Source organism: Mesorhizobium sp. B3-1-8, assembly GCF_006439495.1.
Classification (GTDB): domain Bacteria; phylum Pseudomonadota; class Alphaproteobacteria; order Rhizobiales; family Rhizobiaceae; genus Mesorhizobium.
In genome coordinates this window covers 116321-139488 of record NZ_VFTK01000002.1, presented here as the reverse complement: position 1 = coordinate 139488, position 23168 = coordinate 116321, and the positions used below count along the sequence as shown (strand labels likewise).

The 23168-nt window shown below is 63.3% G+C and carries 28 protein-coding genes; 9 read left to right on the top strand and 19 right to left on the bottom strand.

What is annotated here, in order from left to right:
* Positions 1-118: 118 nt before the first annotated feature.
* On the bottom strand, positions 119-418 hold the full coding sequence (locus tag FJ424_RS02595) for a DUF1236 domain-containing protein (protein WP_140645398.1): 300 nt from the start codon (positions 416-418) through the stop codon (positions 119-121).
* A gap of 248 nt (positions 419-666) precedes the next feature.
* Here FJ424_RS02595 and FJ424_RS02590 point away from each other — a divergent pair, with 248 nt between their 5' ends.
* Both FJ424_RS02590 and FJ424_RS02585 read left to right on the top strand, forming a co-directional pair.
* Entirely contained in the window at positions 667-1563 is an 897-nt protein-coding gene (locus FJ424_RS02590) for a DUF1236 domain-containing protein (protein ID WP_140652211.1), read from the top strand.
* A gap of 274 nt (positions 1564-1837) precedes the next feature.
* Positions 1838-2185 carry an exopolysaccharide production repressor protein gene (locus FJ424_RS02585; protein WP_246677120.1) on the top strand — a complete coding sequence of 116 codons (348 nt, stop codon included), beginning with the start codon at positions 1838-1840 and terminating at the stop codon, positions 2183-2185.
* 271 nt (positions 2186-2456) lie between these two features.
* Here FJ424_RS02585 and FJ424_RS02580 read toward each other — a convergent pair whose 3' ends face one another.
* Entirely contained in the window at positions 2457-2864 is a 408-nt protein-coding gene (locus FJ424_RS02580) for a hypothetical protein (protein ID WP_095820511.1), read from the bottom strand.
* Between the two features lie 515 nt (positions 2865-3379).
* On the opposite strand from FJ424_RS02580, the gene FJ424_RS02575 reads away from it, so the two are divergent.
* Positions 3380-3922, top strand: coding sequence for a J domain-containing protein (locus FJ424_RS02575; protein WP_140652213.1), 543 nt, complete (start codon positions 3380-3382; stop codon positions 3920-3922).
* A gap of 650 nt (positions 3923-4572) precedes the next feature.
* Here FJ424_RS02575 and FJ424_RS02570 read toward each other — a convergent pair.
* The 5 genes from FJ424_RS02570 to FJ424_RS02550 all read right to left on the bottom strand — a co-directional run bounded on the left by FJ424_RS02570 (position 4573) and on the right by FJ424_RS02550 (position 8273).
* A complete protein-coding gene (locus tag FJ424_RS02570) occupies positions 4573-5406 on the bottom strand; it encodes a hypothetical protein (RefSeq protein ID WP_140652215.1) in 834 nt (277 codons plus the stop codon).
* A gap of 346 nt (positions 5407-5752) precedes the next feature.
* The gene (locus FJ424_RS02565) at positions 5753-6055 is read right to left on the bottom strand and encodes a hypothetical protein (protein ID WP_140652217.1); all 303 of its coding nucleotides are present in this window, start codon (positions 6053-6055) and stop codon (positions 5753-5755) included.
* A gap of 121 nt (positions 6056-6176) precedes the next feature.
* Positions 6177-6587 carry a TadE/TadG family type IV pilus assembly protein gene (locus FJ424_RS02560; RefSeq protein ID WP_140644853.1) on the bottom strand — a complete coding sequence of 137 codons (411 nt, stop codon included), beginning with the start codon at positions 6585-6587 and terminating at the stop codon, positions 6177-6179.
* On the bottom strand, positions 6577-7017 hold the full coding sequence (locus FJ424_RS02555) for a TadE/TadG family type IV pilus assembly protein (protein ID WP_140644854.1): 441 nt from the start codon (positions 7015-7017) through the stop codon (positions 6577-6579). Before FJ424_RS02555 ends, FJ424_RS02560 begins: the two co-directional genes overlap by 11 nt.
* 5 nt (positions 7018-7022) lie before the next feature.
* Positions 7023-8273: a pilus assembly protein TadG-related protein gene (locus tag FJ424_RS02550; protein ID WP_140652218.1), complete on the bottom strand. Its 1251-nt coding sequence runs from the start codon at positions 8271-8273 to the stop codon at positions 7023-7025.
* Between the two features lie 281 nt (positions 8274-8554).
* Here FJ424_RS02550 and FJ424_RS02545 point away from each other — a divergent pair, with 281 nt between their 5' ends.
* Entirely contained in the window at positions 8555-9772 is a 1218-nt protein-coding gene (locus FJ424_RS02545; protein ID WP_140652220.1) for a TadE/TadG family type IV pilus assembly protein, read from the top strand.
* Positions 9773-9853: 81 nt separating this feature from the next.
* Here FJ424_RS02545 and FJ424_RS02540 read toward each other — a convergent pair whose 3' ends face one another.
* A complete protein-coding gene (locus FJ424_RS02540; protein ID WP_140644856.1) occupies positions 9854-10090 on the bottom strand; it encodes a hypothetical protein in 237 nt (78 codons plus the stop codon).
* A gap of 29 nt (positions 10091-10119) precedes the next feature.
* The gene (locus FJ424_RS02535; protein ID WP_226891897.1) at positions 10120-10404 is read right to left on the bottom strand and encodes a hypothetical protein; all 285 of its coding nucleotides are present in this window, start codon (positions 10402-10404) and stop codon (positions 10120-10122) included.
* Positions 10405-10740: 336 nt separating this feature from the next.
* Between FJ424_RS02535 and FJ424_RS02530 the strand changes: the two genes are divergently transcribed.
* Positions 10741-11121: a cupin domain-containing protein gene (locus FJ424_RS02530; RefSeq protein ID WP_140644857.1), complete on the top strand. Its 381-nt coding sequence runs from the start codon at positions 10741-10743 to the stop codon at positions 11119-11121.
* 266 nt (positions 11122-11387) lie between these two features.
* Positions 11388-12647 carry a DNA polymerase IV gene (gene dinB / locus FJ424_RS02525; RefSeq protein WP_140652222.1) on the top strand — a complete coding sequence of 420 codons (1260 nt, stop codon included), beginning with the start codon at positions 11388-11390 and terminating at the stop codon, positions 12645-12647.
* Here the strand turns inward: dinB and FJ424_RS02520 are convergent.
* The 7 genes from FJ424_RS02520 to FJ424_RS02490 form a co-directional block, all read right to left on the bottom strand.
* The gene (locus FJ424_RS02520; protein WP_140652224.1) at positions 12619-13509 is read right to left on the bottom strand and encodes an aldose 1-epimerase; all 891 of its coding nucleotides are present in this window, start codon (positions 13507-13509) and stop codon (positions 12619-12621) included. The two genes, dinB and FJ424_RS02520, sit on opposite strands and share 29 nt — an antisense overlap.
* A gap of 8 nt (positions 13510-13517) precedes the next feature.
* Positions 13518-14273, bottom strand: a complete 756-nt coding sequence (locus FJ424_RS02515; protein WP_140652226.1) for an SDR family oxidoreductase — start codon at positions 14271-14273, stop codon at positions 13518-13520.
* Between the two features lie 10 nt (positions 14274-14283).
* Positions 14284-15015: an ATP-binding cassette domain-containing protein gene (locus FJ424_RS02510; protein ID WP_140652228.1), complete on the bottom strand. Its 732-nt coding sequence runs from the start codon at positions 15013-15015 to the stop codon at positions 14284-14286.
* Positions 15016-15018: 3 nt separating this feature from the next.
* Entirely contained in the window at positions 15019-15996 is a 978-nt protein-coding gene (locus FJ424_RS02505; RefSeq protein WP_140652230.1) for an ABC transporter permease, read from the bottom strand.
* Between the two features lie 78 nt (positions 15997-16074).
* On the bottom strand, positions 16075-17052 hold the full coding sequence (locus FJ424_RS02500; protein ID WP_140652232.1) for a sugar ABC transporter substrate-binding protein: 978 nt from the start codon (positions 17050-17052) through the stop codon (positions 16075-16077).
* 23 nt (positions 17053-17075) lie between these two features.
* Positions 17076-18278: a mandelate racemase/muconate lactonizing enzyme family protein gene (locus FJ424_RS02495; protein WP_140652234.1), complete on the bottom strand. Its 1203-nt coding sequence runs from the start codon at positions 18276-18278 to the stop codon at positions 17076-17078.
* Entirely contained in the window at positions 18278-18997 is a 720-nt protein-coding gene (locus FJ424_RS02490) for a FadR/GntR family transcriptional regulator (RefSeq protein WP_140652236.1), read from the bottom strand. The genes FJ424_RS02495 and FJ424_RS02490 overlap by 1 nt, the downstream gene beginning before the upstream one ends.
* A 105-nt stretch (positions 18998-19102) precedes the next feature.
* Here FJ424_RS02490 and FJ424_RS02485 point away from each other — a divergent pair, with 105 nt between their 5' ends.
* A complete protein-coding gene (locus FJ424_RS02485; protein WP_140652237.1) occupies positions 19103-20002 on the top strand; it encodes an SMP-30/gluconolactonase/LRE family protein in 900 nt (299 codons plus the stop codon).
* Between the two features lie 166 nt (positions 20003-20168).
* Positions 20169-20873, top strand: coding sequence for an SDR family oxidoreductase (locus tag FJ424_RS02480; protein ID WP_140652239.1), 705 nt, complete (start codon positions 20169-20171; stop codon positions 20871-20873).
* A gap of 47 nt (positions 20874-20920) precedes the next feature.
* Here the strand turns inward: FJ424_RS02480 and FJ424_RS02475 are convergent, their stop codons facing one another.
* From FJ424_RS02475 to FJ424_RS02465, 3 genes are all read right to left on the bottom strand, one after another.
* Positions 20921-21151, bottom strand: coding sequence for a hypothetical protein (locus tag FJ424_RS02475; protein ID WP_140644867.1), 231 nt, complete (start codon positions 21149-21151; stop codon positions 20921-20923).
* Positions 21152-21217: 66 nt separating this feature from the next.
* Positions 21218-21457 (bottom strand): hypothetical protein, encoded by a 240-nt coding sequence (locus tag FJ424_RS02470; RefSeq protein WP_140644868.1) that lies wholly within the window; start codon positions 21455-21457, stop codon positions 21218-21220.
* An 87-nt stretch (positions 21458-21544) separates the two neighbouring features.
* Entirely contained in the window at positions 21545-21988 is a 444-nt protein-coding gene (locus tag FJ424_RS02465; RefSeq protein WP_140652241.1) for an SRPBCC family protein, read from the bottom strand.
* 195 nt (positions 21989-22183) lie between these two features.
* On the opposite strand from FJ424_RS02465, the gene FJ424_RS02460 reads away from it, so the two are divergent.
* Positions 22184-22975 (top strand): pyrroline-5-carboxylate reductase dimerization domain-containing protein, encoded by a 792-nt coding sequence (locus FJ424_RS02460; protein WP_140652243.1) that lies wholly within the window; start codon positions 22184-22186, stop codon positions 22973-22975.
* Positions 22976-23168: the final 193 nt, after the last annotated feature.

Sequence of the window (23168 nt, the reverse complement as noted above, 5' to 3'; positions counted from 1 at the left end):
CAGCAGCGGCAACGCGAGCCCGGAACGAAGGTTCCGTTAGCATGTGGTCACGAATTAATACTGGTTAACGGCCCGGCCGCAGTCCGCGGCAAGGCCGTCAACTCAGCTGCGAATGATCCTACTGGATGACCTGGACGATCTTGCGCGTGCCGGGATCCACGATGACCGTCTGATTGTCGACGACGACGTAACGGTACTTGACGTTCGGTACCTCGTGCAATTCGACGGTGTCGGGAAGGACGCTGCCGATGCTGAGCTTGACGCCGGGAAGCTTGACCGACGCCAGCGGCTGCTTATGCACATATTCGCGGATGACCGTTTCCTGTTCGGGCTGGATAATAACATCCTCGGCGGCGGCGGCACCGATGCCGGTCAGAAGCAGCAGGCCCGCGGCTGCGGTTGTGAGGTGCATTTTCATCGATCTTCTCCTTGATTTGGATAGATTGCCTCTCACGCTGCGCCTGCGATTTCACAGCCGGTAGGCAATGTGCGTAACGCCGGCCGACAAGCCTTGTTCCTGCAAAAAATTCGCCGACACCATTTTGGGGGAACGTCACAGGCACGTCCGAAGAAACGTCACCGGCGCGCGGCGCGGCAATTTCGGAACAATGCTTTTCGGGCCGGGTTTTCCTAGTGAAGGGACCGAATTTTTCGAGGAGAAATCCCATGAAACATCTGCTTATCACAAGTATGATCGCGCTCGGCGTCGGTTGCGGCGCCGCGATGGCGCAGACCGAATCCGCACAGCCGAGCGGCGGCGACAATTGCGCGGCCGGCACGGCCGATTGTCAAAAGGGCGGCAAGGCCGGCGGGCAGGCTCAGGGCGAGACGAAATCGAAGACCGAGATGAACGCTCAGGGCAAGGCCGGCGCCAACACCGAAGAGCAGGCCCAGGGCACGGCCAAGATGAAGACCGATGAGCAGGCCCAGGGTCAGGCCGGCGCCAATACCGACCAGAATGCTCAGGACAATACACAGCTGAAGAAGAAGAAGCAGGCTCAGGGCAAGACCGGGACCAGCACCGAGCAAAACGCTCAGGGCAACACCAAGATGCAGACTGAGCAGAACGCGCAGGGCAAGACCGGTACGACAACCGAGGAGAATGCCCAGAACAAGACGAAGACCCAGACCGATCAGCAGGCCCAGGGTAAGTCCGGCACAACCACCACCGAGCAGAACGCTCAGGGCGGCAACACCAAGATGCAGACCGAGCAGAACGCGCAGGGCAAGACCGGTACCAACACCGAACAGAACGCCCAGGGCAACACCAATGTCGAGACCGACCAGAACAAGACGGCCTCGATCAACAACGTGACGGTGGAGCAGAAGACGCAGGTCACGCAGATCATTCACGAGACCAGGGTCGAACCGGTTCGCGACGTCAGCTTCGACATCTCTGTCGGCGTCGAGGTTCCGCGGCACAAGGTGCGTCTGCACCGCCTGCCGGCGCGCATCGTCAAGATCGTGCCTGCCTACGAATCCTACGAGTATTTCGTGCTGGCCGACGGACGTATCGTCATCGTCGACCCCGACACTTACAAGATCGTGCTGATCCTGACCTGATCCGGATAGCAGGACAGACAAGGGCCCGCCACGCGGCGGGCCTTTTTGCGTGCAGAGACATCCGAACACACGGGCAATCGCCTGCGCGTGTTCATTAGGCATGCGTTGAATGTTGAGCCTCGGGAACGATTTGGCGCAATTCCCAGTTGTCACACCGGAAGTCCTGCGTCCCTAGTCCCTATCGGATCGGACGAAAGGGCGATGGGCCCGCCGGCAAATCGTTCAAGCTTGCGGTCCACCAGGAAAAGGTGCATGGGTCGAGATGGGTAGAGATATGGGCGAGATCGTCGACGACCGAATGCGGCCGCGGCGCTCGGATGGGCAGATGTATTTTCCGCAGTTTCTTGTGGGAATGGTGGCAACGCTTCTGGTGATCCTCGGTTGGACTTACGCCTCCACGGGATCTGTCTGGATGGCGATCGGCTGGACATTCCTGGCGGCAGTGGTTCTGCAGGCCGGCTATTTCGTGGCCGTGCTCTGGCTCGTGCATGGCGAGACCCGCGTGACCGACGAACGCAAGGCGGACGCAAGCTCGGCACCGGCCAAGATACCCGGCCCGTTCGAGCGCGACGGCATCATCCACGCTCTCATCTTGTGGCTGTTCCCGAAACTGCTGCCTTAATCGCTTTGAGCGGCGCTTTGCGGCCGGGCTGCTGACCGACCGTCTTTTCGTTTTCGAGAGGTCGTCGCACCGCAATAGCCGGCGCTCCGCATTCTCCGCTCGAACGCAGGGACCGGGCTACGCCTCGGTGCTAAAGTTCCGAGGCGCCATCAAATTTGTATTGTCGCCGGCGGGCCGCCTTTCACCACGTCAATGCGGCGCAACGCAAACGGCCGGCTTGCAGCCGTCGGAACCGTGGTCCGAGCCGGCTGCAATCCTGTGGTTCGCCGAGTTAACGCGCGGTGGCCGGCGAAGCCGAGCGGACCGTCTCCGAAGACGAGAAGACGACGAAGCCAAAGACCAGCACCGCAGCGGCGACGATCAGCGAGCCGATCGCCACGACCGGCTCGATCTCCGGGTGGCCTGCCGCCAGCATCCAGTAGAGCGCCGGCAGCATGATCACGATGCCGACCGTATAGAGGCCGTAATGGATCATTGCGATGCGGCGCTCGGCCTTGGCCGGGTTGAGTGCATAGTAGCCGCCGAAGATGGCGCTGGTGACCCAGCCAAGAAGGTTGATGTGGGCATGCGCCGGAAAGGCACCGTGATCGCCCGAAATCGCCATCTGCAGCCCGGCGGCGATGCCCAGAATAAGAAAGACGATGGCCGTCTTGAAGAAAAGCTCCGATACCCGTGGCATTTTGTTGTCCTCCCAATGCCTCTGTAAACCCGACTCTGCGAAGTGTACATCCTGCAAGCCATATTAGCCATGGCGTACCTAAGTCAGTGGGGCTTCGGGCGAAAGCCGCGAGATGTCGACGGCTTTGCAAAAAAAATGGCTCGCCTCTTTCGAGGCGGGCCAAAAACGGAGCCGGGCTTGAGGTCGGCCCCCATCCAGGTTGCCACCTGAATTTCAAACGGAGCTAACGTAACAGAACCCGGAATTTATTCCACCGCTATAGCGGACTGACACGGTAAGGTTTTCCGACCTTGAACAGCGCAAGCCCTTGCCGATCGGCCATCGGAACCAAGGCACTACCAGACAGGACGTCGCCCCTTTTTCAGCCGGCGGGTGAAAGCATGGGCTTTCAGCGTCCCATCCTTCTGCTAGAACCGATGGTGCAGCACGGCAAGGCGATGCGCCTTGCACGTCCGCAGCATTTGAGCAATGCTTGGCGACGGGGGTGGTTTCCGTAATTTCGGAAGCACGATTACATGTTCATTGACTACTACGAACTTCTGGAAATAAGCCCGAACGCCAATTCTGAAACCATCGAGCGGATTTTCCGCTACTTTGCCATGCGCTACCACCCCGACAATCGGGAAACAGGCAACGAAGCGCGCTTCAGCGAGATCGTGGAAGCCCACAATACGCTGCGGGACCCAGTCAAACGGGCTCAATACGACATCCTTTACCGGGAGCATCTTGGCCTTCGTCACGAACTCACGGAAGGAGCCCGCGACGGCGGCGGCATGGAGAGGGATACCGTCATCCAGGCCAATCTGCTGTCGCTCCTCTATGTGAGGCGCCGGCGGGACGTCAACAATCCGGGCATCGGCGACGACGAGCTCGAGCGACTGTCGGGCTGCCCGCGCGAGCACCTGGAATTCCACCTGTGGTACCTCAAGGCGAAGGGCTTCATCGGCAGGACCGAGAACGGGACGTTCGCGATCACCGTGGAAGGCATCGATCACGCCGGGGCCAAACAGGGCCGGGATCGCCCCGACGCCACCCGCCTGCTCGATCACGCGAGTTAGGCCGACCATCAAAAGCCCGCCGACTGGCGCCTGAACCAGTGGCGGGCTCGATGAAGGAACAGCTACATCCCTGAGGAATCGACTGTCGTCTTCTCAACTCCCCATATCTGGGCTCGGCTCGCCGGGGGCGGCGGTGTCTAAGCCATGCACCATGACGGGCAAGAAGAGGAGTGCAGAGTTACATTGGCGTTGTGTTTCGCCGAATACAAGGTGACCGAGGTCTGACGTGCCGACGCATTGGGCCGGCGCCGACCCGTCGAGGGTGATTACGAGGACGCCCCCGCCAACGGCTTGTTTGAAGCAATCCCGCGTGGCTGGAGTTCGAACATCAAAAGTTGTTGCCGGCCTGTCATCCCAACGATAAGTGTATCGTAACACGACATTTTGCGAAAGCCGTCAGCGATACCCGAACATCCTCTCCGCCAGGCCGGCGCCCATGCTTTTCATCGCCCAGGAAAGCAAGCATTCGTGAAATCAGGTGGCGACCTGTAGCGGGAGCCGACACCAACAGTGCGGCTCCCGCTTTGGCTCGTCTCGACCGAGGCGAGCCATTTTCTTTCTGAAATCGCGGCCGGCGACATACCGACAAAAAAGCCGCCGGGCGGGCCCGCGGCGGCTTTTCGTTCACCCTCTGGTCGGTTCGCCCGGCCTTACGGTGTTGTCGTCGCCGTGGCAGCGGCTTGCGCGTCGATCTTGCCCGCCAGCGTGTCCTTGGCCCAGGCGGTGACGTCGGCGTCGACCGGCTTGTTGGCCATCTCGGCAAGGGCCGCGTCCAAGGACGCGTCAGTGGGGGGCGGCGCGTTGTCAACCGCGGCCTGGGCATCGGCGACCGCCTGATTGTCGGCGGTGATTGCCGTGTTCTGGGCGTCAATCTGCCCCTGAACCTCGGCAACCTGCGCATCGAGAGCGGCCTGCTGTTCGGTCGTGAAGCCGGTCGTGTCGGTCGCGTTGAGATCGGCGAGTTGCTGAGTGAGGTCGGCGAGCTTGCTCTGGTCGGTGGTCAATTGGGCGTTCGCGGCGTCGAGCTTGGCCTGCGCGTTCTTGGCCGCCGCGGCCTGAGTCACGTAAGCTTGGACGCCGGCGAATTTCTTGCTCTTGGAATGCTCGTAGGCGCTCAGATTGCGCTTCAGCGAGTTCAACCGGCCCAGCTTGGCGTGAAGGTTCTTCTCCTTCGACGTGGCGGCCGTGGTCGTGTTGTCGGTCGAGCTGTCGTCGGACGCGCTGTCGTCCGAGGCGCTGTCGGTGCCCTTGTTGTGGCCCGGAGCCGAAGCCGACTTGCCGTGCGAGGCGCCGCTGTTGCCGTTGCCGTTGCCGTTGCCGCCGGCATTGCCGCCGCCGTTTCCATTGCCGCCATTGCCATTGCCGCCGCCATTACCACCGCCATGGCCGTTGCCGCCGCCATTGCCGCCAGCGTCGGCAAGCGCGGGGGCCGCAGCAAGCGCCAGAATGGCAAGAGATGCCAGAAGTGTCTTTCGCAATGTCATTTTGCTTCTCCGCAGATGAATCGTCGTCATGGCCCAACCGCTAGGCAGCCTCTTATGAGAATTTCCTAACGGCGTCGGATAAACTTTAAGCAATTGCGGTCGCGAAATGAGAGCATGGCCGACGCGGCCCGGCGATCTCCGCCAGATAGCGTGTTAACGCATTGAAATTTAACGAAAATACAAAGGGCCGAGCGCGCTTGGGCCGTTTGGAACAATGAGGGCCCTTGTCTCGCCAGACCATGGTCCCAAGGACATTCCTGCCCGGGCGAAACCGTGCAAACCCTGAACGTCCGCCCGGCGCGAGAACCAAGCCCGGTCGACCAGAAATGCGCCCGGCGCGACGCGCCTAAAGCGAAGGATCCGAGGCTTGCGTGTCGCCTGCATCCTGATCCGTGGGTACCGCGGCGCCCGGCTCCTGGTGTTCACCTGAACCGGTCGGGGAAAGGACCGTCAGATCCATCCGAGCTATGCGGGACGCGGCTTTTCCTTGCGCATTCGGCTCGCTGTCATCCGTCTCGCAAACCGAGGCCTTTGCAAGGTGGCCAACGCTTTCGCCACTCTTGCCCGGGAAGGCTTCCGACGACGCAGGAGGTTTGCTCGGATGACGCACCAAGCCGGTGCCGTGCTGGCTTCCAACAACAGAGGTCATGGCTGCGCTTCCGATATGGATGACAGGCAAATTCCTAGTTTAGCACTCCGGGCTGGCGCGAAACTTACACGATTTAGAGATCGCTAATGTTCCGGCTTGATACCGGGCGGCGATCGACCTTCTAGCCGCCGACCAGCGGCACGGTCACCGAGGTGGTATAGCTGATCGGATAATCGCTGAAATAAGGAAAGCTGATGACGAAGGCGTAGCTGGCGTTGACGTGCGCCATGCGGAAGCCGCCGCTCGCCGGGTCGGTGGTGATGGTGACGTTCACGTTCTGCAGGCCCAGCGCCTGCAGTTTCTGCGTCGCGACCGCCTGGATGTCGGCCTGCGTCAGCGTGTTGTTGAGCTGCAGGGAGCGCGCGGAGGCTTCAAGCGCATAGCGTACGCTGGAGATGTTGTTCATCGACCAGCCAAAGGCGAAGATGCCGAACAGCAGCATGATGAGGAAGGGCGCAACCAGCGCGAACTCAAGACCGGCGCCACCCGAGATGTCGCCGACAAATGCTTGACGCCTTTGCTTAGCGGACACGGACCACCTGCAGATGACCGATCGACGTGTCGCGCGGGAAGACGCCGAAGATGAAAGGCGGCTTCCAGGTGCCCGACGCCTGGATCTGGACGAAGACCGAGGGCACTTTCGGCCCGCTGCAGATGGTGGTCGAGGTGACCACGGTCGTTCCGCATTTGTAGGCACGGCTCACCGCGATCGCCGCATCGTCCGGTTTGTGTTCCCAGCTCGCCAGCGCCGCGGCCTGGGTGGCGCTGTCGTCGGTGCCGCCTGCCATGACAAGGTTGGCGGCCGTCTTCACCCCTGCCCGCATCGCCAGCGAGCTGGTGACGTAGGACCAGCCGTCCAAGACGCCCAGAAGAGCGGCGCACAGCACCGGCATCACCAGCGCGAGCTCCACCGCGGCGATGCCGGCGCGGTCCCTGCCGAAGCGGATTGCCCGTAGCCGCATGGCCGCTACTCGACCACCGCAACCGACTGGGTGGCCGGGATGTCCTTCATCCCGAGGCTCGAGCAGTCCTGGTTGATGGTCGAGTTGCCCGACCACTGAATGGTGTCGGCAACAACCTGGGTGCAGCCGTTCTTACCCGAGAAATTGCCAAGGTAATTGACCTGCTGCCTGGGAAAATAGATTGCGCCGGTCAAAAGCGAAGTCGCGTTGCCGTTGAAAGTGCTTTGCGCCGCCGTCCCTGTCCGGTCGCCGTAGAACAGCACGCCGGAATAGGTGCCCGTGGTCGGGGCGGCCAGCGTCACGGTGGCGTTGCCGTTCATGCTGACGGTGTTGCTGCCGGCCATGAAGATCGTGACGTCGCTGCCTTGGATGACGGCACCCGCATTGATCTTCAAGTCGCCCTGGACGACGTAGACACCGGGGGAAAGCGTGATATTGCCGTTGAGGTTCATGCCGCTGCAGTAGGTCCCGGGCTGGATCGTTTGCGTCGTCTTGTTGCCGTTGATCTTCTGGCATGGGTTTGAGGTCGCGGGAGCCGGCAAGCTGGCGAACGGGTCGGCCGCTGGCAGGGCTTGGGTGATCGGAGACTTGCAAACCATCGTTGGCGGATTGTTCAGCACCATGCCGCCGACGGTGATCAGACAGTCGGTCTGGACAGCCGCCGAGCCCTGGATCTTGATTGCGTCGGAGGCGTTCGAATTCGCCATGTCAACGCAGCCGATTTTCTTCGCGTTGGTGTTGCCGGAGAAGAGCAGCGCCTGCGAAGCCGTGAGACTGAGAGCTATGTCGCAAGCTTTGGAGGCATCGGTAATCAGTGCCACCGCCCTCGCCCGCTCCGGCACCTTGGTCTGCGTGAAGATGGAGGTGAACATGCGGTCGAGGTTCTGGTTGAGGATCACCTCGACCGCCTTCTTGGCCGTGTTCGGTCCCGACGCCGGCGGGGTGTTGACGACGATGGTGCCGCCGCCCAGCCCGTTCGAGGCGGCCGATGTCGTGGCGGCGGCGGTGATGGTGGCGGTGTCGGACCCCGCGATCTTTTCCAACGCGCCGGCATAGGCGGCCGCGTCCGCGATCGCCTGCAGCTTCAGGCTCGAATAGTACCAATAGGAGGTCTCGACGCCGAGCCCGGCGCCGCCGATGACGACCGGGAGGGTCAGCGCGAAGATGGTCGCGACATTGCCGCCCTTGCCTTCGCAAAAGCGTCGAGAGACCAGTCCAGAAAAAAGATTTCTGATGAACCGACCTGAAAAGGCCATGGCCGAGCGCACCCAAGCTATCCCAGCCGTTACATCATCATTGTCATATGAACGAATGCCTAACTATTTCGCTCGACTTGCGCTGTTAGGACTGCATCGGGCCGCCACCCCCGCCTTACGCCGCGCACACTAAGACTTAAGGCCCAGAAACTCTCAGACTTAAGGTGTAACCATTAGTAAAACCATATATTTTAGCACTTTCTGCATTTTATCTTTTTTGGAAATCGCCCGTAGAGACAGCGTGCCTATCACTCTCGAATATACGACGAGGGCGGACTTCCATGTTTGCACGTTTCTGGGCTTCGAGGCGCGGCAACTTCGCGGTCGCGACCGCGGTGGCCATGGTGCCGCTGATGCTTGCCCTGGCAGGGTCCATCAACTTGATCGGCACCAGCGACGACGCCGCGCAGTTGCAGAATTCGCTTGACGCGGCCGACCTTGCAATCGGTACGAAATACCAGGCGAGCATGTCGGCGAGCGACGTGCAGCAACTCGGCCAGACCTTCTTCGCGGCCAATATGAGCACCGCCGACGCGCAGGAATATGCGGGCAGCGTCACCGCCTTCCAGGCCGGGGCCAGCGGCGATCCGAGAGCCTACTTCATTTCGGTGTCGTCGAGCATCAGCCGACCGGCCTTCGTCCCCGGCATGCCGGCCTGGCCGGCGACGCGCTCCGCCTCGGTCAAGATCAAGCCCGGCGCGCAGGCCTGCGTGCTCGCGCTCGATCAGAATGCCGACGGTGCGGTCAGCCTGCAGGGCTCCACCAATGTAGCGATGAGCGGTTGCGTGATCGCGGCCAATTCGGACGCCGCCGACGCCGTCAGCCGGGGTGGCTCGGCAATCGTCAGCGCTGGCTGCGTCTCGACAGTCGGCGGCACGCAAGGGTTGACGCCGCCCAGCGCCACCCTTTCCTGCGGCGCGCCGCAGGAAAACCAGTATGCCTCGTTCGATCCGCTGGCCGACGTCGTTCCGCCTCCCTACACGCTCTGCCTGCCCGTGCCGAACGGCAAGACAATAACGCTTTCGCCGGGTACCTACTGCGACAAGACGCTGTCGGGAAATATTACCCTCAATCCGGGCACCTACATCATGCGCAACGTCACCATAAAGCCAGGCGGCAACGGCAGCCTGAGCAGCCAGGGCGTGACGATCTTCCTGATGGAGAACTCGCAGCTCATCATCAACGCCAACGAGCAGGTGAACCTGTCGCCGCCGGCCAGCGGCCCCTACGCCGGCATCACAATCTACCAGGCGCGCGGCAACACCCAGGCGCTGACGCTGAACGGCGGATCCGGCTCGGTGGTGAGCGGTTTCATCTACGCCCCGGACGCTGCCATCACCTATGCCGGAAATTCGGACATGAACGCCGAGGGCAGTTGCCTGCGGCTGGTCGGCGACACTGTCGCAATGACGGGGAGCTCCGCCGTTAAATCGGATTGCACGGCCGAGCTTGGGAACCGCGCTATGTATGCGGGACGGATGATCACCCTGGCGAAATGAACGCCAATCTCGTCATCCCTTTGAACGCAATTCCGGACGGAAAACCGCTCGCGCCTTTCCTGGAATTGCTTCTAGGGAAGATCACAACTCGCCTATGATATCCGCGCCCGCCTGCTCGTCGAAGAGCACCGCGCAGCCGCGCTCGAGCGCGACCTGCGTCAAGGCGTTGGCCGCATCCGCATCCGACGAGACGAAATCGCCGGTCAGGACGCGAAATTCCTCGACGGCCTTCGACATCGGCACCAGGCGCCCGGCAGACAGGTCGCTCGCACATGCGTCGATGACGCACAAAAGATCGATGAGTTCGAAATTATGCATGGCGGCCTCCGCCTGCGCCATCCCTTCGCTCAATCAACGGTACGAGGCGCGGACTGGTTCCCTCGCCTGCGTTCGGCGGATGGCCTGACTGGCGCAAGCTTGAGATCGAAGCGAGCAGGCAGGCATGGCTCGGCACAGGCCTTGCGCACCGATCTGGTGGCCATCGTGTCGATCGGAAGAAGGACCACCATCTGGGCATGGCGTTGTGGCCAGAGCGGCCTTCCGAAGAGGAGGAAGACGCCGCCGATCAATCCCGCCAAAAGCAGCGCGGCAAACAGGTTCGCGATCACGTTGCCGGGTTGCACGGCCAGCACTCCAAGAGAGTTTCCAGGGCGAAAGGAATGCCCGCCATATCGCAGGAATGGCGGGCACCCATCGTCAACCGCCGATGAAGGGACTTTGTCCGGCGGCTTGCTAGCCAATGAAATGGGGCCGTTGTTGTTTCCCGGAAATCGGCGCCTCGGGCCTCTGCGTTCGGCGGGTGAGACTTCGGTCCGAACATGACCCCGGACCGTTGCCCGAAGCGCGGCCTTTAGCCAGCCGCGGCCCTTATTACATTAGCAATACCTTATGATAAGGCGTATGAATGAATGGGATAGCGGTCGCCGACGATCGCAACGTCGGGCTCCGCTTTTACAAGGGAGGATGCCATGGCCGAAGCTGCAATGCAGGTGACAAAACTCGAATCCAAATCGCACAACACTCCCGACGAGGTCCGCGCGCCCGCCAAGACGCGCGTCGAAATCGTCCGGCTGCCGGGTTATTCCCTGGCGCGAATGAACATGCAGCCGGGCTGGAAATGGTCCGAATGCGTCAAGCCGGTGGTCAAGACCGACAGCTGCCAGGTCTCGCATGTCGGCTACGTCGTGTCCGGATCGATCACCGTGCGCATGACCGACGGCACGCAAAAGACCTTCGAGGCCGGCACGTCCTATACCATCCCGCCGGGCCATGACGCCTGGGTGGAAGGCAATCAGCCCTTCCAGTGCATCGAGGTGCTGAGCGCCGAGCAATACGCCAAACCAGCATAGGCCGGATCCAGCCGATGGGCGGCTGCACCAGCCAAGCTGCGGGATCAAGGCGACGTCACCTTGATCCCTTCGCAGGTGCAATCGCTGCCTCATTCGAATGAATGAGGCAGGCTCATTCGTTTGTATGAAGACACAGAAAGCAGGCTCATAGGGCCCTTGACACTAGACTGCTTTTGTTCTCTTTATGTTCCCTAAATCTGCCTTTTCCAACAGAGAAATCTAATACTGCACCGCGGCAAAGCGGGCGCTGCAGACGGGAGCGCAGGATGCTCGCTAAGGACGCCGCTGCCGCCACCATCCTGCATGCCGATCTCGATGCCTTCTACGCTTCCGTCGAGCAGCTGCTCGATCCGTCATTGCGCGGCAAGCCGATCGCCGTCGGCGGCGGCGTGGTGCTGGCGGCTTCCTATGAGGCCAAGGTCTTCGGCGTGCGCGGCGGCATGTCCGGCCGCAAGGCGCGCGAGCTCTGCCCGCAGCTCATTTTCGTCGGCGGTCATTTTTCCGAGTACCAGCGTCTCGGCGATGCGGCGATCAAGGTGCTCGACGATTTCACGCCGGTGGTCGAACGTATCTCGATCGACGAGGCCTTTGCCGATGTCGCCGGCTGCACGCATCTGTTTGGCCCTCCGCAAGAGATCGCGCGAAAAATCCGCGCGCGGGTGAAGACCGAGCTCGGCCTGCCGATCTCGATCGGCGTGGCGCGGACAAAACATCTCGCCAAGATCGCCTCGCAGGTCGCCAAGCCAGACGGGTTGGTGGTGGTCGAGCCCGGCACCGAGCTCGCCTTCCTGCACGATTTGCCCGTCACGCTGATGTGGGGCGTCGGCCCCGCGACCAAGGCCAGGCTCGCGGAAATCGGCGTCGAGACGATCGGGCAATTGGCGCGCACGCATAGCGGGGCGCTGGAGCGGCTGATCGGCCATGCCGCCGGCCAGAAGCTTGCCGCGCTTGCCTGGAACCGCGACCCGCGCAAGCTCGAGACGCATCGGCGCGCGCATTCGGCCGGCGCGCAATCGGCGCTGGGCAGGAAGCCGGCGCTGCCGCGCGTCTTCGTGCCGACGCTGCTGCATCTGGCCGACCGCGTAGCCAGCCGCTTGCGCGCCAAGGACCGGCCGGGGCGCACGGTCACGGTGCGCGTGCGCTTCGCCGACATGCGCGCGGTGAGCCGCTCGATTACGCTCGAGCAGCCGATCCACGCGACCGCGATGCTGGCCGAGATCGCCGAGGAGCTGGTGCGCGGCGTGCTGGCCGCCCATCCGGGCGAGCGCGACATCTCGCTGCTCGCCATCTCGGTCTCGCATCTGGAGGAGCATGCCGAGCTGCAGCTCGAATTGCCGCTCGGCCTGGCGGACGAGAAGCTCAGGCCCGGCAGCCGAAAAGGTCTCGCGCGCTTCGGCGCAGACCGCGCCATCGACAAGATCCGGCAGCGCTTCGGCAAGGAGGCCGTCGGCTACGGGACGGTGGCGCTGGAAGGCGCGCGCTCGGTGCCGGACGGGTTCAGGGAACTGGCGGAGAAGGAGTTGTAAAGGGGCCTGCGCCCACCTCCACCCAATCCATCCGCATCGTCACACTCATCGTCGCCCCATCATCGAGCACCGTCAGCCCCTGGCCATGATGCGCATCGACCGGGTGCGACACCGGCTCGAAGCAGAAGAAGCCGGCATCATGCGACGGGGAATAGAGGATGAACACGCCCAGTTCGGGCGAGGCTGCCAGCTCAAGCACAATCCCCTGCGCCGGCTGGACGATGGTAGCGCGACGATCCCAGCCGACAAAGGCGTTGTTTACCCAACCCGCCGGCAAAAGCGAGAGCCGCGAGAAATCCCACCACGGATGCTCAGCAAGCGGCGCGACGCCTGTTGGCAAATGGCGCTCATCCTCCAGCCAAACCCGCCCTGCCTTCGCCTTCAGCGTGGTCCTGGCGCCGCGTGGAAACCAGGGATGGAAACCGAGGCCATAGGGCAAGCGCATGCCGGCACTGTTCTCCACCGTAAGGTGGGCCTCGAGAGCGCCGTCGTGTAGCGAGTATACAACGGAGGCCGCGTAGCGGTAAGGACCGATCGCGCCGTCATCGAGCATCAGCTCGGCCTCCGTGTCGGTATGGCGGGCAAGCCGCCAGGGCTTCTGGAAACCGTCGCCGTGGATCGGAAAGGCTTCGCCGGGCACATTCGGCCCGATGGCATGGAAGCGGCCGTCGAAGGTGAAGCCGCCGCCGGAGATGCGGTTCGACCACGGCACGAGGAGTTGGCAACCGGACGTGCCGGTGCCGTCCCCTGCCCGCAACAGCGGAACCCGCGCACTGCCGACAAGCGCATCATAACGGGCGATCGCGCCACCCTTGTCGGGCGCGAGCACGAGCCGCGCGCGGCCATCGCGAAGCTCAACCATGCTAGCCCTCACCAGCCGCCGTCGACGGCGATGTTCTGGCCGCTGATCATGTCGGAGGCAGGCGAGACGAGGAACAGCACGAGATCGGCGACGTTGCCCGGCTCGATGCGCTTCTTCAGGCTCTGGTTCGCGAGAATCCAGTCATTGTATTCCTTCAGCCGATCGCCGAAGACGCGCTCTTCCGCCTCCGAGACCACCGCGCCCGGCGATACGGCGTTCACCCTGATGCCATGCGGCCCAAGCTCGCGCGCCAGCGATTTGGTGAGGCCGAGCATGGCGCCTTTCGACGCGACATAGGGCACGTAGCCGTCCCAGCGGCCGTTGAGCGTGATCGAGCAGAAGTTGACGATCTTGCCGTGGCCCTTGGCCTTCATGCCTGGAGCGCAGGCCCGCGCCAGCGCGAAGGCGGCCGAAGAGTTGACGCGGATCTGGTCCTCATACTCGGCGAGCGAGAATTCCTCGAACGGCCGGTTGATGATCAGCGCCGCGTTGTTGATCAGGATGTCGATGCCGCCTTCCTTCGCCGCAAGCGCGGCAACCGCCGCTTCCGCCTCGGCCAGCCGGTTGAGATCGCAGCCTATGAAGGCAATGTCGCCTGCGGCCTCGCCGGCCAACCCGGCGACTATCTCCGCCGCGCCCGTGGCATCAGGGCGGTCGAGCAACAGCACGCGCGCGCCGGCTCGCGCCAGTGCCACCGCCTGGGCCCGGCCGAGCGAGCCCAGCCCGCCCGTCAGAAGCACCTTACGACCAACGAGCGCCTTCATCGCCTATTCCTCACAGCACGGAATGGACTTCGTCGATCGAGGTATCCTCGATACGCTTGTCCAGCACCACCTCGCCGCGCGCCATAGCCACGATGCGGTCGCAGCAGTCGAAGACGTGATGCATGTTGTGGCTGATGAAGACGCCTGTCACCCCCTGCTCCTTCAGGCCGCGCACGAAGCCGATCACCTTGTTTGTCTCCTTGACCGAGAGATGGTTGGTCGGCTCGTCGAGGATCATCACCTTCGACTTGAAATGCATGGCGCGCGCGATGGCGACGCCCTGGCGCTGGCCGCCGGAGAGCTCGCCGACCAGCGCCTCCGGCGAGCGCAAATGCAGATCGACATTGGCGATGGCGCGGATGCTTTCCTCTGCCATCTTCTTCTGGTCGAGGATGCCGACGCCGAGGATCGAGAAGCGGGTCGGCTCGCGGCCGATGAACAGGTTCCTGGCGATCGACATGGTGGGGACCATGGAGTTGTACTGGTAGATGGTCTCGATGCCGAGATCCATGGCGTCGCGCGGCGTGGCGATGCTGACCGCCCTGCCCTCGACGTGGATTTCGCCCTGGTCGGCGCGGTGGACGCCGGACAGGATGTTGATCAGCGTGGATTTGCCGGCGCCGTTGTCGCCGACAAGGCCGAGCGCCTCGCCGCGCTTGAAGTCGAGCGAGACGCCCTTCAGCGCATGCACGCCGGAATACCATTTGTGCAGGTCGCGCACCGAGATGATCGCGTCACCCACGGCTCAGCCCTCCATCTTGATCGCCTTGGCGCGTTTTCGCATCCAGGCATTGGCGACGACGGCGAAGATGGTGAGGAAGCCGATGGCGAACTTGAACCAGTTGGCGTCGACGTGGCTGAGCACAAGCCCGTTGTCGATGACGCGGATCAGCGTCGTGCCGATGATGCCGCCCATCACGGTGCCGATGCCGCCGGTGAGCGAGGCGCCGCCGATGACCGCGGCTGCGACCGCCTGCAGCTCCATCCCCTCGCCGATCGATGGCAGCGGCGAGCCCAGCCGCAGCACCTGCAGCATGCCGGCGAAGCCGGAAAGCACCGAGCACAGCATGAAGCAGACGATCTTGACCCTGGCGGTCGGGATGCCCATCGAGGCGGCGGCCGGCAGGAAGCCGCCGGTGGCCTTGATCCAATTGCCGAAATTGGTGCGCGACAGCATCAGTGAGGTCAGCACCGCGACCGCCACGAACCACAGGAAGGACATGCGGAACATGTTGCCCGGCCCGACGAAAGAGGTGAACAGCCAGTTGGGCAGGTCGGCGGGTAAGAGCGGCGGGAAACCGCCGGAGACCACGACCGTGAGCGAGCGCGCCATGAACAGCATGCCGAGCGTGGTGATGAAGCTGGGGATGGCGAAGCGGATGGTGATGTAGCCGTTGATGAAGCCGATCGCCGCCGCGACCAGCAGTCCGGCGAGCAGCGCCAGCGGGAACGGCCAGCCATGCACCATCAGCACCGCCATCGACATCGGCATCAGCGCGAACACCGACCCGACCGAGAGGTCGAACTCGCCGCTGATCATCAGGATGGTGACGCCGATGGCGACGAGGCCGGCCTCCGGCAGGATGCCGAGTATGCCGCGCAGATTGTCGGCGTTCAGAAACACGCCGTGCGAGCGCACCTGGAACAGGACGATGAGCAGCACCAGAAGGATCAGCCCGGCCAGCTCCGGTTTTTCGAGATAGGTCTTGAACAGGCGCTTCAACGAAAGGCTCCGGGGTTCGGGATTAAGACGCATCGGCGACGGCTGGCGCCGCCGACGCGGGTCTCGCTGTTGGAGAGCTTATCTCAGTCCCTGGGCGGACAGCGCCATGATGCTGTCGGCTTGCTTCGGCCGCACGATACCCTGGCCGGTGTCGATATCCGACGGAGCAAGGCCGATCTTCTTGTTCAGATAGGCCTCCATCACCGGCATGAAGCCCTGCATGTAGGGCTGCTGGTCGACCAGCGCCTGGACATAGCCCTTCTGCATCTGCTGCAGCACTTCCGGAACGAGGTCGAAGCCGCCGAGCAGCACCTTGCCGGGCGCCACGCCGCGATCGGCCAGCACGCGCGCCACACCGGCGCACCAGAAGCCGGTGTCGAAATAGGCCGTGGTGTCGGGATGGGCGTTCAGATAGGCGCCGACGCGGTCGGAGGTGATGGCGAGATCGGTGCCGCTGTCGATGCGCTCCCACGACACGTCGCGGTCTTTATGCGCGGCCTTGTACTCATCGAGGAACTGCATGATGCCGGCGCCGCGGCTTTCCGACCAGTTCTGGCCGGGCGCCGAAATGCCGACCAGCACCTTGATCGGGCCGTCCTTCGGGAAGCTCTCGGAAATCGCCTTGGCGAGCGAATAGCCGGCCGGCTTGAAGCCTTGGCCGACGAAGGCCTGCCGGGCGTTGCCCTTGGCGCCCTCGGTGTCGTCGACATTGACGGCGATCACCAGCACGCCCGCGTCGCGCGCCTCCTTGATGACGTCGTCCAAGGCGTGGTCGTCGACAATGGAGGTCAAAAGCGCGTCGGGCTTGGCGGCAAGCGCGGCGCGCATGTTCGCGACCTGCTGCTCGACCGAGCCCTCGGTCTGGGTGAAGACCATGTTGCAGTTCGCCTCGACCTTGGCGCAGGCATCGTCGAAGCCTTTCTTTACCGCCTGCCAGAACGTGTTCGAGGCCGACGAATGGTGGGTGAAGACGATGTTGAGCCCGTCGGCGCGGGCCACGGTTTGGCCACCGATCAGGGCGACGCCGAGCAATAGCATTGCGGTGAGTTTCTTCATGTCTGTTCCTCCCTTTGGATTTTTCAGATGCTTGTCCCGTCGCTGACGCGGCGATGGACGGTGTAGGCGCGGCCGAGGTCCGGACTGAGCGCCAGCCCAAGCCCCGGCCCGGGCGGCACGGTGATCATGCCGTCCTTCACTTCCGGCAGCGCGGTGACCAGATCACGGTACCAGGTGCGGTAGAAAGCGCGCACGCTTTCCTGGACGAGCGCATTGGGCGCGTTGAGCGAAAGATGCGTCGAGGCGGCGAGCACGACCGGACCGGTGCAGTCATGCGGCGCCACCGGCAGCCGCCAGGCCTCGGCCATCGAGGCGATCTTGCGCGCTTCCGACAGGCCGCCGCACCAGGAGATGTCGAGCATGACGATGCCGGCCGCTCCCGTCTCCAACAGGTCGCGAAAAGCCCAGCGGCTGCCCAGCGTCTCCGAGGCCGAGATCGGCGCCGGGCTTGCCGCGGCGTAGCGCCTGAGGTCGCCGAGGCTGTCCATGCGGATCGGATCCTCGTGCCAGTAGGTGGCGTAGGGTTTCAGCGCTTCCGCGATCCTGATGGCCGGCAGGAGCTGCCACATGGAGTGGAACTCGACCATGATGTCCATCTTGTCGCCGACGGCTTTGCGAATCTTTTCAAACGGTTCCAGTGCCGCCTTCAGGTCGGCGGCGGAAATGTCGTTGCCACGCGTCTTTTCCGCGGCGTGGTCGAACGGCCATATCTTCATGGCGGTGATGCCGTCCTCCAGCAGTTCCCCGGCCAGGTCGCCGGCGCGGGTGAGGAACGCGTTGAGGTCGTCATAGTCGCGCCCGGCGCCGATGCCGTAATTGGCCGTCGTCTGGCCCTTGGCGTCCTTGATGTATTCGGTGCCGGCGCAGGTGTTGTAGGTGCGGATCGAACGGCGGCTGAAGCCGCCGAGCAGTTGCGCGACCGGCTGGCCGGTGGCCTTGCCGAAAATATCCCACAGCGCGATGTCGAAGGCCGAGTTGCCGCGCACTTCGGCGCCGCTGGAGCGGAAGCCGAGATAGCCGACGAGGTCGGCGGCCAGGAGGTCGATCTGCAGCGGGTCGCGGCCGATCACCCGCGGCGCGACATATTCGTGCAGATATTCCTCGACGGTGCGCGACAGGAAGAAGGTCTCGCCGAGCCCGGTGATGCCCTCGTCGGTATGAACCTCGACCCAGAGCAAATTGGGCCGCTCCTCGATGCGGACGGTTTCGATGGCGCGGATCTTCATCAGGCAATCCCCGCGTCGAGCAGCGCCTTGACGCTCTTGTCGAAATGCTCGGCCATGTGCTCGGCCGCCAGCCGTGGATCGCCCTTGAGGATGGCGTCGGCGATGTCCTCATGGCCCTTGATCATCTTGAGCTGGGCCTCGCCGGACGAGCGGGTCCGCCAGCCGATCACCCAGGTGCGGCGCGTGACACCGCTGAAGGCGGTGACGATCAGCGAAAAGACCGGGTTGTGCGAGGCCGCCGCGATCGCCTCGTGGAAGGCGATGTCATGTTCCATGACGGTCTCCGGGTTCGTGAAATTCTCGCGCATCAGCCGGGCCGACCGGGCGATCGCCTTGGCCTCCTGGTCGGTACGGCGCAGTGCGGCAAGTGCAACCGTGCGCATCTCGATGGTGCGCCTGACGTCATAAACCTGCTGGACGCTTATCTGCTGGGTGGTGATGCCGTGCTCGATGACCATCGACATGGCGCCGGTATCGAGCTTGGCGACGGTGGCGCGGCGCCCGGCGCTCATGTCGATCAGCCGCATCGCCGACAGCGAGCGGAAGGCCTCGCGCACGACGGTGCGGGAGACGTTGAGCTGGCGCGTCATGGCGGCTTCGCTGGGCAGCGGATCGCCCGGCGCCAGGCCTTGGGAGCGGATGTGCTGGGAGATCGCCTGGATCGCCGTGCTGACCAGTCCGGGATTCGGTTCGCCCGGTGGATCTGTCTGCTCCTGCATGCCGCTCCCTCAAAACCTGTATGACAGGTTGTTATTCAATTGCTCATATTTCATGCAAAAGCTATATGTCAAGCCGATTTCTGGAACCTGCCCTGGAGAAGTCTCATGCATGAAACGGAAGCCGGCCTGATCTTCGACGCGCGCGACGTGGTCGGCGAGAGCCTGGTGTGGGATGACCGCCGCGGCAGGCTGGTCTGGGTCGATATCATCGGCCGCCGGATCCATCGGCTGAACCCGTCGACCGGAGCGCATGAGAACTGGCCGACGGACGACCTCGTCACCTCGGTCGGCCTGCGCGCCGATGGCGGCGCCGTCGTCGGGTTGCGCAAGGCGATTGCGCTGTGGGATTTCGGCGGGCCGTTCCGGACGCTGGCGACGATCGAGGCCCACCGGCCGGGCACAAGACTGAACGAAGGCGTGGTGGCGCCGGACGGCTCGTTCTGGGTCGGCACGATGGCCAACAATATCGGACCGGACGACGCGCCCTTGGCCATCGCAAGCGATGAGGGCCGGCTCTACCGGGTCGGTTCCAACAGCAAGGCGGCGTCGCTCAGCGAGGACCGCTTCGGCATCACCAACACCATGGCGTGGCTGCCGGACGGCCGCTTCGTCACCGCCGACACGACGAAGAACGCGCTCTACAGCTATGACTGGGACAAGAAGGCGGGCCGGCTCGGCGAACGCCTGCCCTTCTTCACCGGTTTCGAGCGCGGCCTGCCGGACGGTTCCTGTCTCGATGCCGAGGGTTATGTCTGGAACTGCCGGGTGGTCGGCGGGAGCTGCCTCGCCCGCATCGCACCCGACGGCAGGCTCGACCGGATCGTCGAGCTGCCCTGCAGCTGGCCGACGAGCTGCGCCTTCGGCGGCGCGGGTCTCGACACGCTGTTCGTGACCTCCGCGCGTTTCACTATGAGCGCGGAGCATCTTGCCGCCAATCCCTCCGAGGGCGGCTTGTTCGCGCTCAAGCCCGGCGTGCGCGGCGTGCCGGCCAACCGCTTCGGATAATCTCGCATCGGCCGGCACGTGGCCGTCGAAGATGGCGATGAGCGCCTTAGCCAGCGCGCGAACCGCCAATCGCGGACGCCTTGGCGCAATCCAATCCGGTTCATCCCCCGCGCTCCGCATGCTAACAGGATCGCTTTCAACCTAAACACCCAGGATGGATCAGGACATGGCAGTAGAAAAAGTAGCTCTGGTGACGGCGGGCGGCAGCGGCATGGGGGCTGCGGCGGCCAAGCGGCTGGCGGCGGACGGTTTCAAGGTCGGCGTGCTCTCCTCCTCCGGCAAGGGCGAGGCGCTGGGCAAGGAACTCGGCGGCTTCGGCGTCACCGGCTCCAACCAGTCGAACGACGATTTGAAGCGCCTTGCCGACGGCGCGCTGGAACGCTGGGGCCGCATCGACGTGCTGGTCAACAGCGCCGGCCACGGACCGCGCGCGGAGATCATCGAGATCAGCGACGAGGACTGGCACAAGGGCATCGACACTTATTTCCTCAACGCCGTGCGCCCGACCCGGCTGGTGACGCCGGTGATGCAGAAGCAGAAGTCAGGCGTCATCATCAACATCTCGACCGCCTGGACATTCGAACCGAGCGCGATGTTCCCGACCTCGGCCGTGGCGCGCGCCGGGCTTGCCGTCTACACCAAGATCTTCGCCGACACCTATGCCGCCGACAACATCCGCATGAACAATGTGCTGCCCGGCTGGATCGACAGCCTGCCGACGACCAATGAGCGTCGCGACAGCGTGCCGATGAAGCGCTACGGCACGTCGGAAGAGATCGCCGCGACGATCTCGTTCCTGGCTTCCGATGGGGCCGCCTACATCACCGGGCAGAACATCCGCGTCGACGGCGGCATCACAAGGGCGCTGTAAGTCCACGCCGCAGCGGCCGGCGCCCGGTATTATTGCCGGGCACAACGTCATTTGCGACGGCGAAGATGCAACAGCCAGAGAAAGCCCAACAAGGCAACGACAGCGGCGACATTGCCGAAAACGTTGCTCCAAAAACGCGCCGGGTCATCCACACACGAAATCCAGCTGAGCCTGCCCCGGATTTCGCCGGTCTTGAGGCCGTAGGCAAGGTTATAGATGGCGAAGGCGGCGAGTGCCGCCACCAGGACAAAGACGGCGTCGTGCTTGTTGCGGTCCATGGAGCACGTTTAGCCGCGCCCGATGAAATTTTGCTTATCGTCGTGTGAAAGGTATGTCGCCTCGGATCATCCGAGCTTACGGGATTTTAGCACGCACAGAACGCACAGGAAGGCTATCGACGCCACCAGGACAATCGAATTGCCGACCACGATGTTCCAGAATCGAGTCGGATCGTCCGCGAGGGCGACCCAATGCAACTTGCCGCGGACTTCGCCTGTCCTGATGCCGCAGGCGATGTTGTAGATCGCGATGGCGGCGAGCGCGGCCATCAGGACAAACAGGTCGTTGTTCTTGTTGCGATCCATGGAAGCGGCTTTTAACAGCGCTTGGTGAAATTTTACTTACCTTGGGTAAGGCGGCGGCCGTTGCACGGGCCGCCGCCCACCACAACTTTACTGGTTGATCTCGGGCTCGACGAGCTTGGCCAGGTTGCGCAGCGATTCCTGCCAGCCGAGATAGCAGGCCTCGGCGGGGATGGCGTCCGGGATGCCGGCCTGGGTGATGTTGATGTCGGTGCCGACCGACACTTTCTTCAAGGTCACGGTCACTTCGATCCGGCCCGGCAGGTTGGGATCGTCGAAGCGGTCGGTGTAGCGCAGGCGCTCGCCCGGAACGAGCTCGACGAATTCGCCGCCGAAGGCGTGGCTGTCGCCGGTGGTGAAGTTGCGGAAGGACATCTTGTAGCTGCCGCCCACCTTGCCCTCGAACTCGTGGACCGTGCAGGTGAAGCCGTTCGGCGGCAGCCACTTGGCCAGCGCATCGGCCTCGATGAATGCGCGGTAGACCTTTTCCGGCTTGGTCGCCAGGACGCGATGCAGGTGGATGGTGCTCGGCATATCTCGGTATCCTTGCTTTGTTGATCGATGCCCCAAGGACGGGCGGCCCCCAGCCGATCCGACAAAGGCTGTCAAATTTTTTGACTAGAGCATGGTGCCGAAACGTGTGAAGCGGTTTTTCGGATGACATCATGCTCTATCTTTTGATCTAGAGTCGGGCGGCTACCGTGCGCCTTCCAATGGAGGGGCGCAGACATGAACGCTTCGATCAGACTCGGCATCGTCGGCGGCGCGGGCTGGCTGGGCAGCGCCATCGCGGATGCTGCGCTTCAGGCCGGCATCGTTCGCGCACAGGACCTTGCCCTCTCCTATCGGAGCGCCAAGCCGGATCGTTTTGCCGGCGCGTTCTGGACCGACGACAACCAGGCGCTTGCCGACCGCTGCGACATCATCATGCTTTCGGTACGGCCGCAGGACTGGCCCTCGCTCGCCATCGACGCCAAGGGCAAACTGGTGATTTCGGTGATGGCCGGCATCCGCCTTGCCGAGATCGGTGCGAAGCATGGCACGCGCCGGGTAGTGCGCACATTGCCCAACGCCGCGGCCGAGGTCGCGAAATCCTACACGCCTTGGATCGCCAGCAGCGATGCCACCAGCGAGGACCGCGCCATCGTGCGCGCGATCTTTTGCGCCTGCGGCAGCCAGGACGAGGTCGGCAGCGAACGCGACATCGACTATCTCACCGGCCTGACCGGATCCGGCCCGGCCTTCCCCGCCCTTTTGGCCGACGCCATGATGCGCCACGCCGTCGCCTTTGGCCTGAAGCCCGAAGTCGCGCAGCGCGCCGTCAACACGGTGCTGACCGGCACTGGCCAACTGCTCGACTTGAACGACGCTTCGCCAGCCGACACGGTAAAGACCTTCCTCGGCTATCGCGGCACCACCGCCGCCGCGATCGAGACGATGCGCGAAGCCGGGTTCGACGATGCCGTCGCCAAGGGGCTCGAGGCGGCGTTCGAAAAGTCGATCGCGATGGGCGAGACGTGAGCGGACGCTCCAATCCTAAAAGCCAAGACTCGATCGGCCACCACCTGTGGCACCGCTGCGACAAACGCATCCATTCGCAGCTGTCTGCACAATCTTTTGGCAGAAAATCTTGCAAAATTAAGTAAATTGAGAATAACTCACGCCATGATTGTATTAGATACCACTTATTCTATCTTCACAAAATATCGATAAA

What these genes read in the sequence shown, in the direction of transcription:
- FJ424_RS02595 (WP_140645398.1), bottom strand. Translation starts at nt 418, where the DNA reads ATGAAAATGCACCTCACAACCGCAGCCGCGGGCCTGCTGCTTCTGACC.
- FJ424_RS02590 (WP_140652211.1), top strand. Translation starts at nt 667, where the DNA reads ATGAAACATCTGCTTATCACAAGTATGATCGCGCTCGGCGTCGGTTGC.
- FJ424_RS02585 (WP_246677120.1), top strand. Translation starts at nt 1,838, where the DNA reads ATGGGCGAGATCGTCGACGACCGAATGCGGCCGCGGCGCTCGGATGGG.
- FJ424_RS02580 (WP_095820511.1), bottom strand. Translation starts at nt 2,864, where the DNA reads ATGCCACGGGTATCGGAGCTTTTCTTCAAGACGGCCATCGTCTTTCTT.
- FJ424_RS02575 (WP_140652213.1), top strand. Translation starts at nt 3,380, where the DNA reads ATGTTCATTGACTACTACGAACTTCTGGAAATAAGCCCGAACGCCAAT.
- FJ424_RS02570 (WP_140652215.1), bottom strand. Translation starts at nt 5,406, where the DNA reads ATGACATTGCGAAAGACACTTCTGGCATCTCTTGCCATTCTGGCGCTT.
- FJ424_RS02565 (WP_140652217.1), bottom strand. Translation starts at nt 6,055, where the DNA reads ATGACCTCTGTTGTTGGAAGCCAGCACGGCACCGGCTTGGTGCGTCAT.
- FJ424_RS02555 (WP_140644854.1), bottom strand. Translation starts at nt 7,017, where the DNA reads ATGCGGCTACGGGCAATCCGCTTCGGCAGGGACCGCGCCGGCATCGCC.
- FJ424_RS02550 (WP_140652218.1), bottom strand. Translation starts at nt 8,273, where the DNA reads ATGGCCTTTTCAGGTCGGTTCATCAGAAATCTTTTTTCTGGACTGGTC.
- FJ424_RS02545 (WP_140652220.1), top strand. Translation starts at nt 8,555, where the DNA reads ATGTTTGCACGTTTCTGGGCTTCGAGGCGCGGCAACTTCGCGGTCGCG.
- FJ424_RS02540 (WP_140644856.1), bottom strand. Translation starts at nt 10,090, where the DNA reads ATGCATAATTTCGAACTCATCGATCTTTTGTGCGTCATCGACGCATGT.
- FJ424_RS02530 (WP_140644857.1), top strand. Translation starts at nt 10,741, where the DNA reads ATGGCCGAAGCTGCAATGCAGGTGACAAAACTCGAATCCAAATCGCAC.
- dinB (WP_140652222.1), top strand. Translation starts at nt 11,388, where the DNA reads ATGCTCGCTAAGGACGCCGCTGCCGCCACCATCCTGCATGCCGATCTC.
- FJ424_RS02520 (WP_140652224.1), bottom strand. Translation starts at nt 13,509, where the DNA reads ATGGTTGAGCTTCGCGATGGCCGCGCGCGGCTCGTGCTCGCGCCCGAC.
- FJ424_RS02515 (WP_140652226.1), bottom strand. Translation starts at nt 14,273, where the DNA reads ATGAAGGCGCTCGTTGGTCGTAAGGTGCTTCTGACGGGCGGGCTGGGC.
- FJ424_RS02500 (WP_140652232.1), bottom strand. Translation starts at nt 17,052, where the DNA reads ATGAAGAAACTCACCGCAATGCTATTGCTCGGCGTCGCCCTGATCGGT.
- FJ424_RS02495 (WP_140652234.1), bottom strand. Translation starts at nt 18,278, where the DNA reads ATGAAGATCCGCGCCATCGAAACCGTCCGCATCGAGGAGCGGCCCAAT.
- FJ424_RS02490 (WP_140652236.1), bottom strand. Translation starts at nt 18,997, where the DNA reads ATGCAGGAGCAGACAGATCCACCGGGCGAACCGAATCCCGGACTGGTC.
- FJ424_RS02485 (WP_140652237.1), top strand. Translation starts at nt 19,103, where the DNA reads ATGCATGAAACGGAAGCCGGCCTGATCTTCGACGCGCGCGACGTGGTC.
- FJ424_RS02480 (WP_140652239.1), top strand. Translation starts at nt 20,169, where the DNA reads ATGGCAGTAGAAAAAGTAGCTCTGGTGACGGCGGGCGGCAGCGGCATG.
- FJ424_RS02475 (WP_140644867.1), bottom strand. Translation starts at nt 21,151, where the DNA reads ATGGACCGCAACAAGCACGACGCCGTCTTTGTCCTGGTGGCGGCACTC.
- FJ424_RS02470 (WP_140644868.1), bottom strand. Translation starts at nt 21,457, where the DNA reads ATGGATCGCAACAAGAACAACGACCTGTTTGTCCTGATGGCCGCGCTC.
- FJ424_RS02465 (WP_140652241.1), bottom strand. Translation starts at nt 21,988, where the DNA reads ATGCCGAGCACCATCCACCTGCATCGCGTCCTGGCGACCAAGCCGGAA.
- FJ424_RS02460 (WP_140652243.1), top strand. Translation starts at nt 22,184, where the DNA reads ATGAACGCTTCGATCAGACTCGGCATCGTCGGCGGCGCGGGCTGGCTG.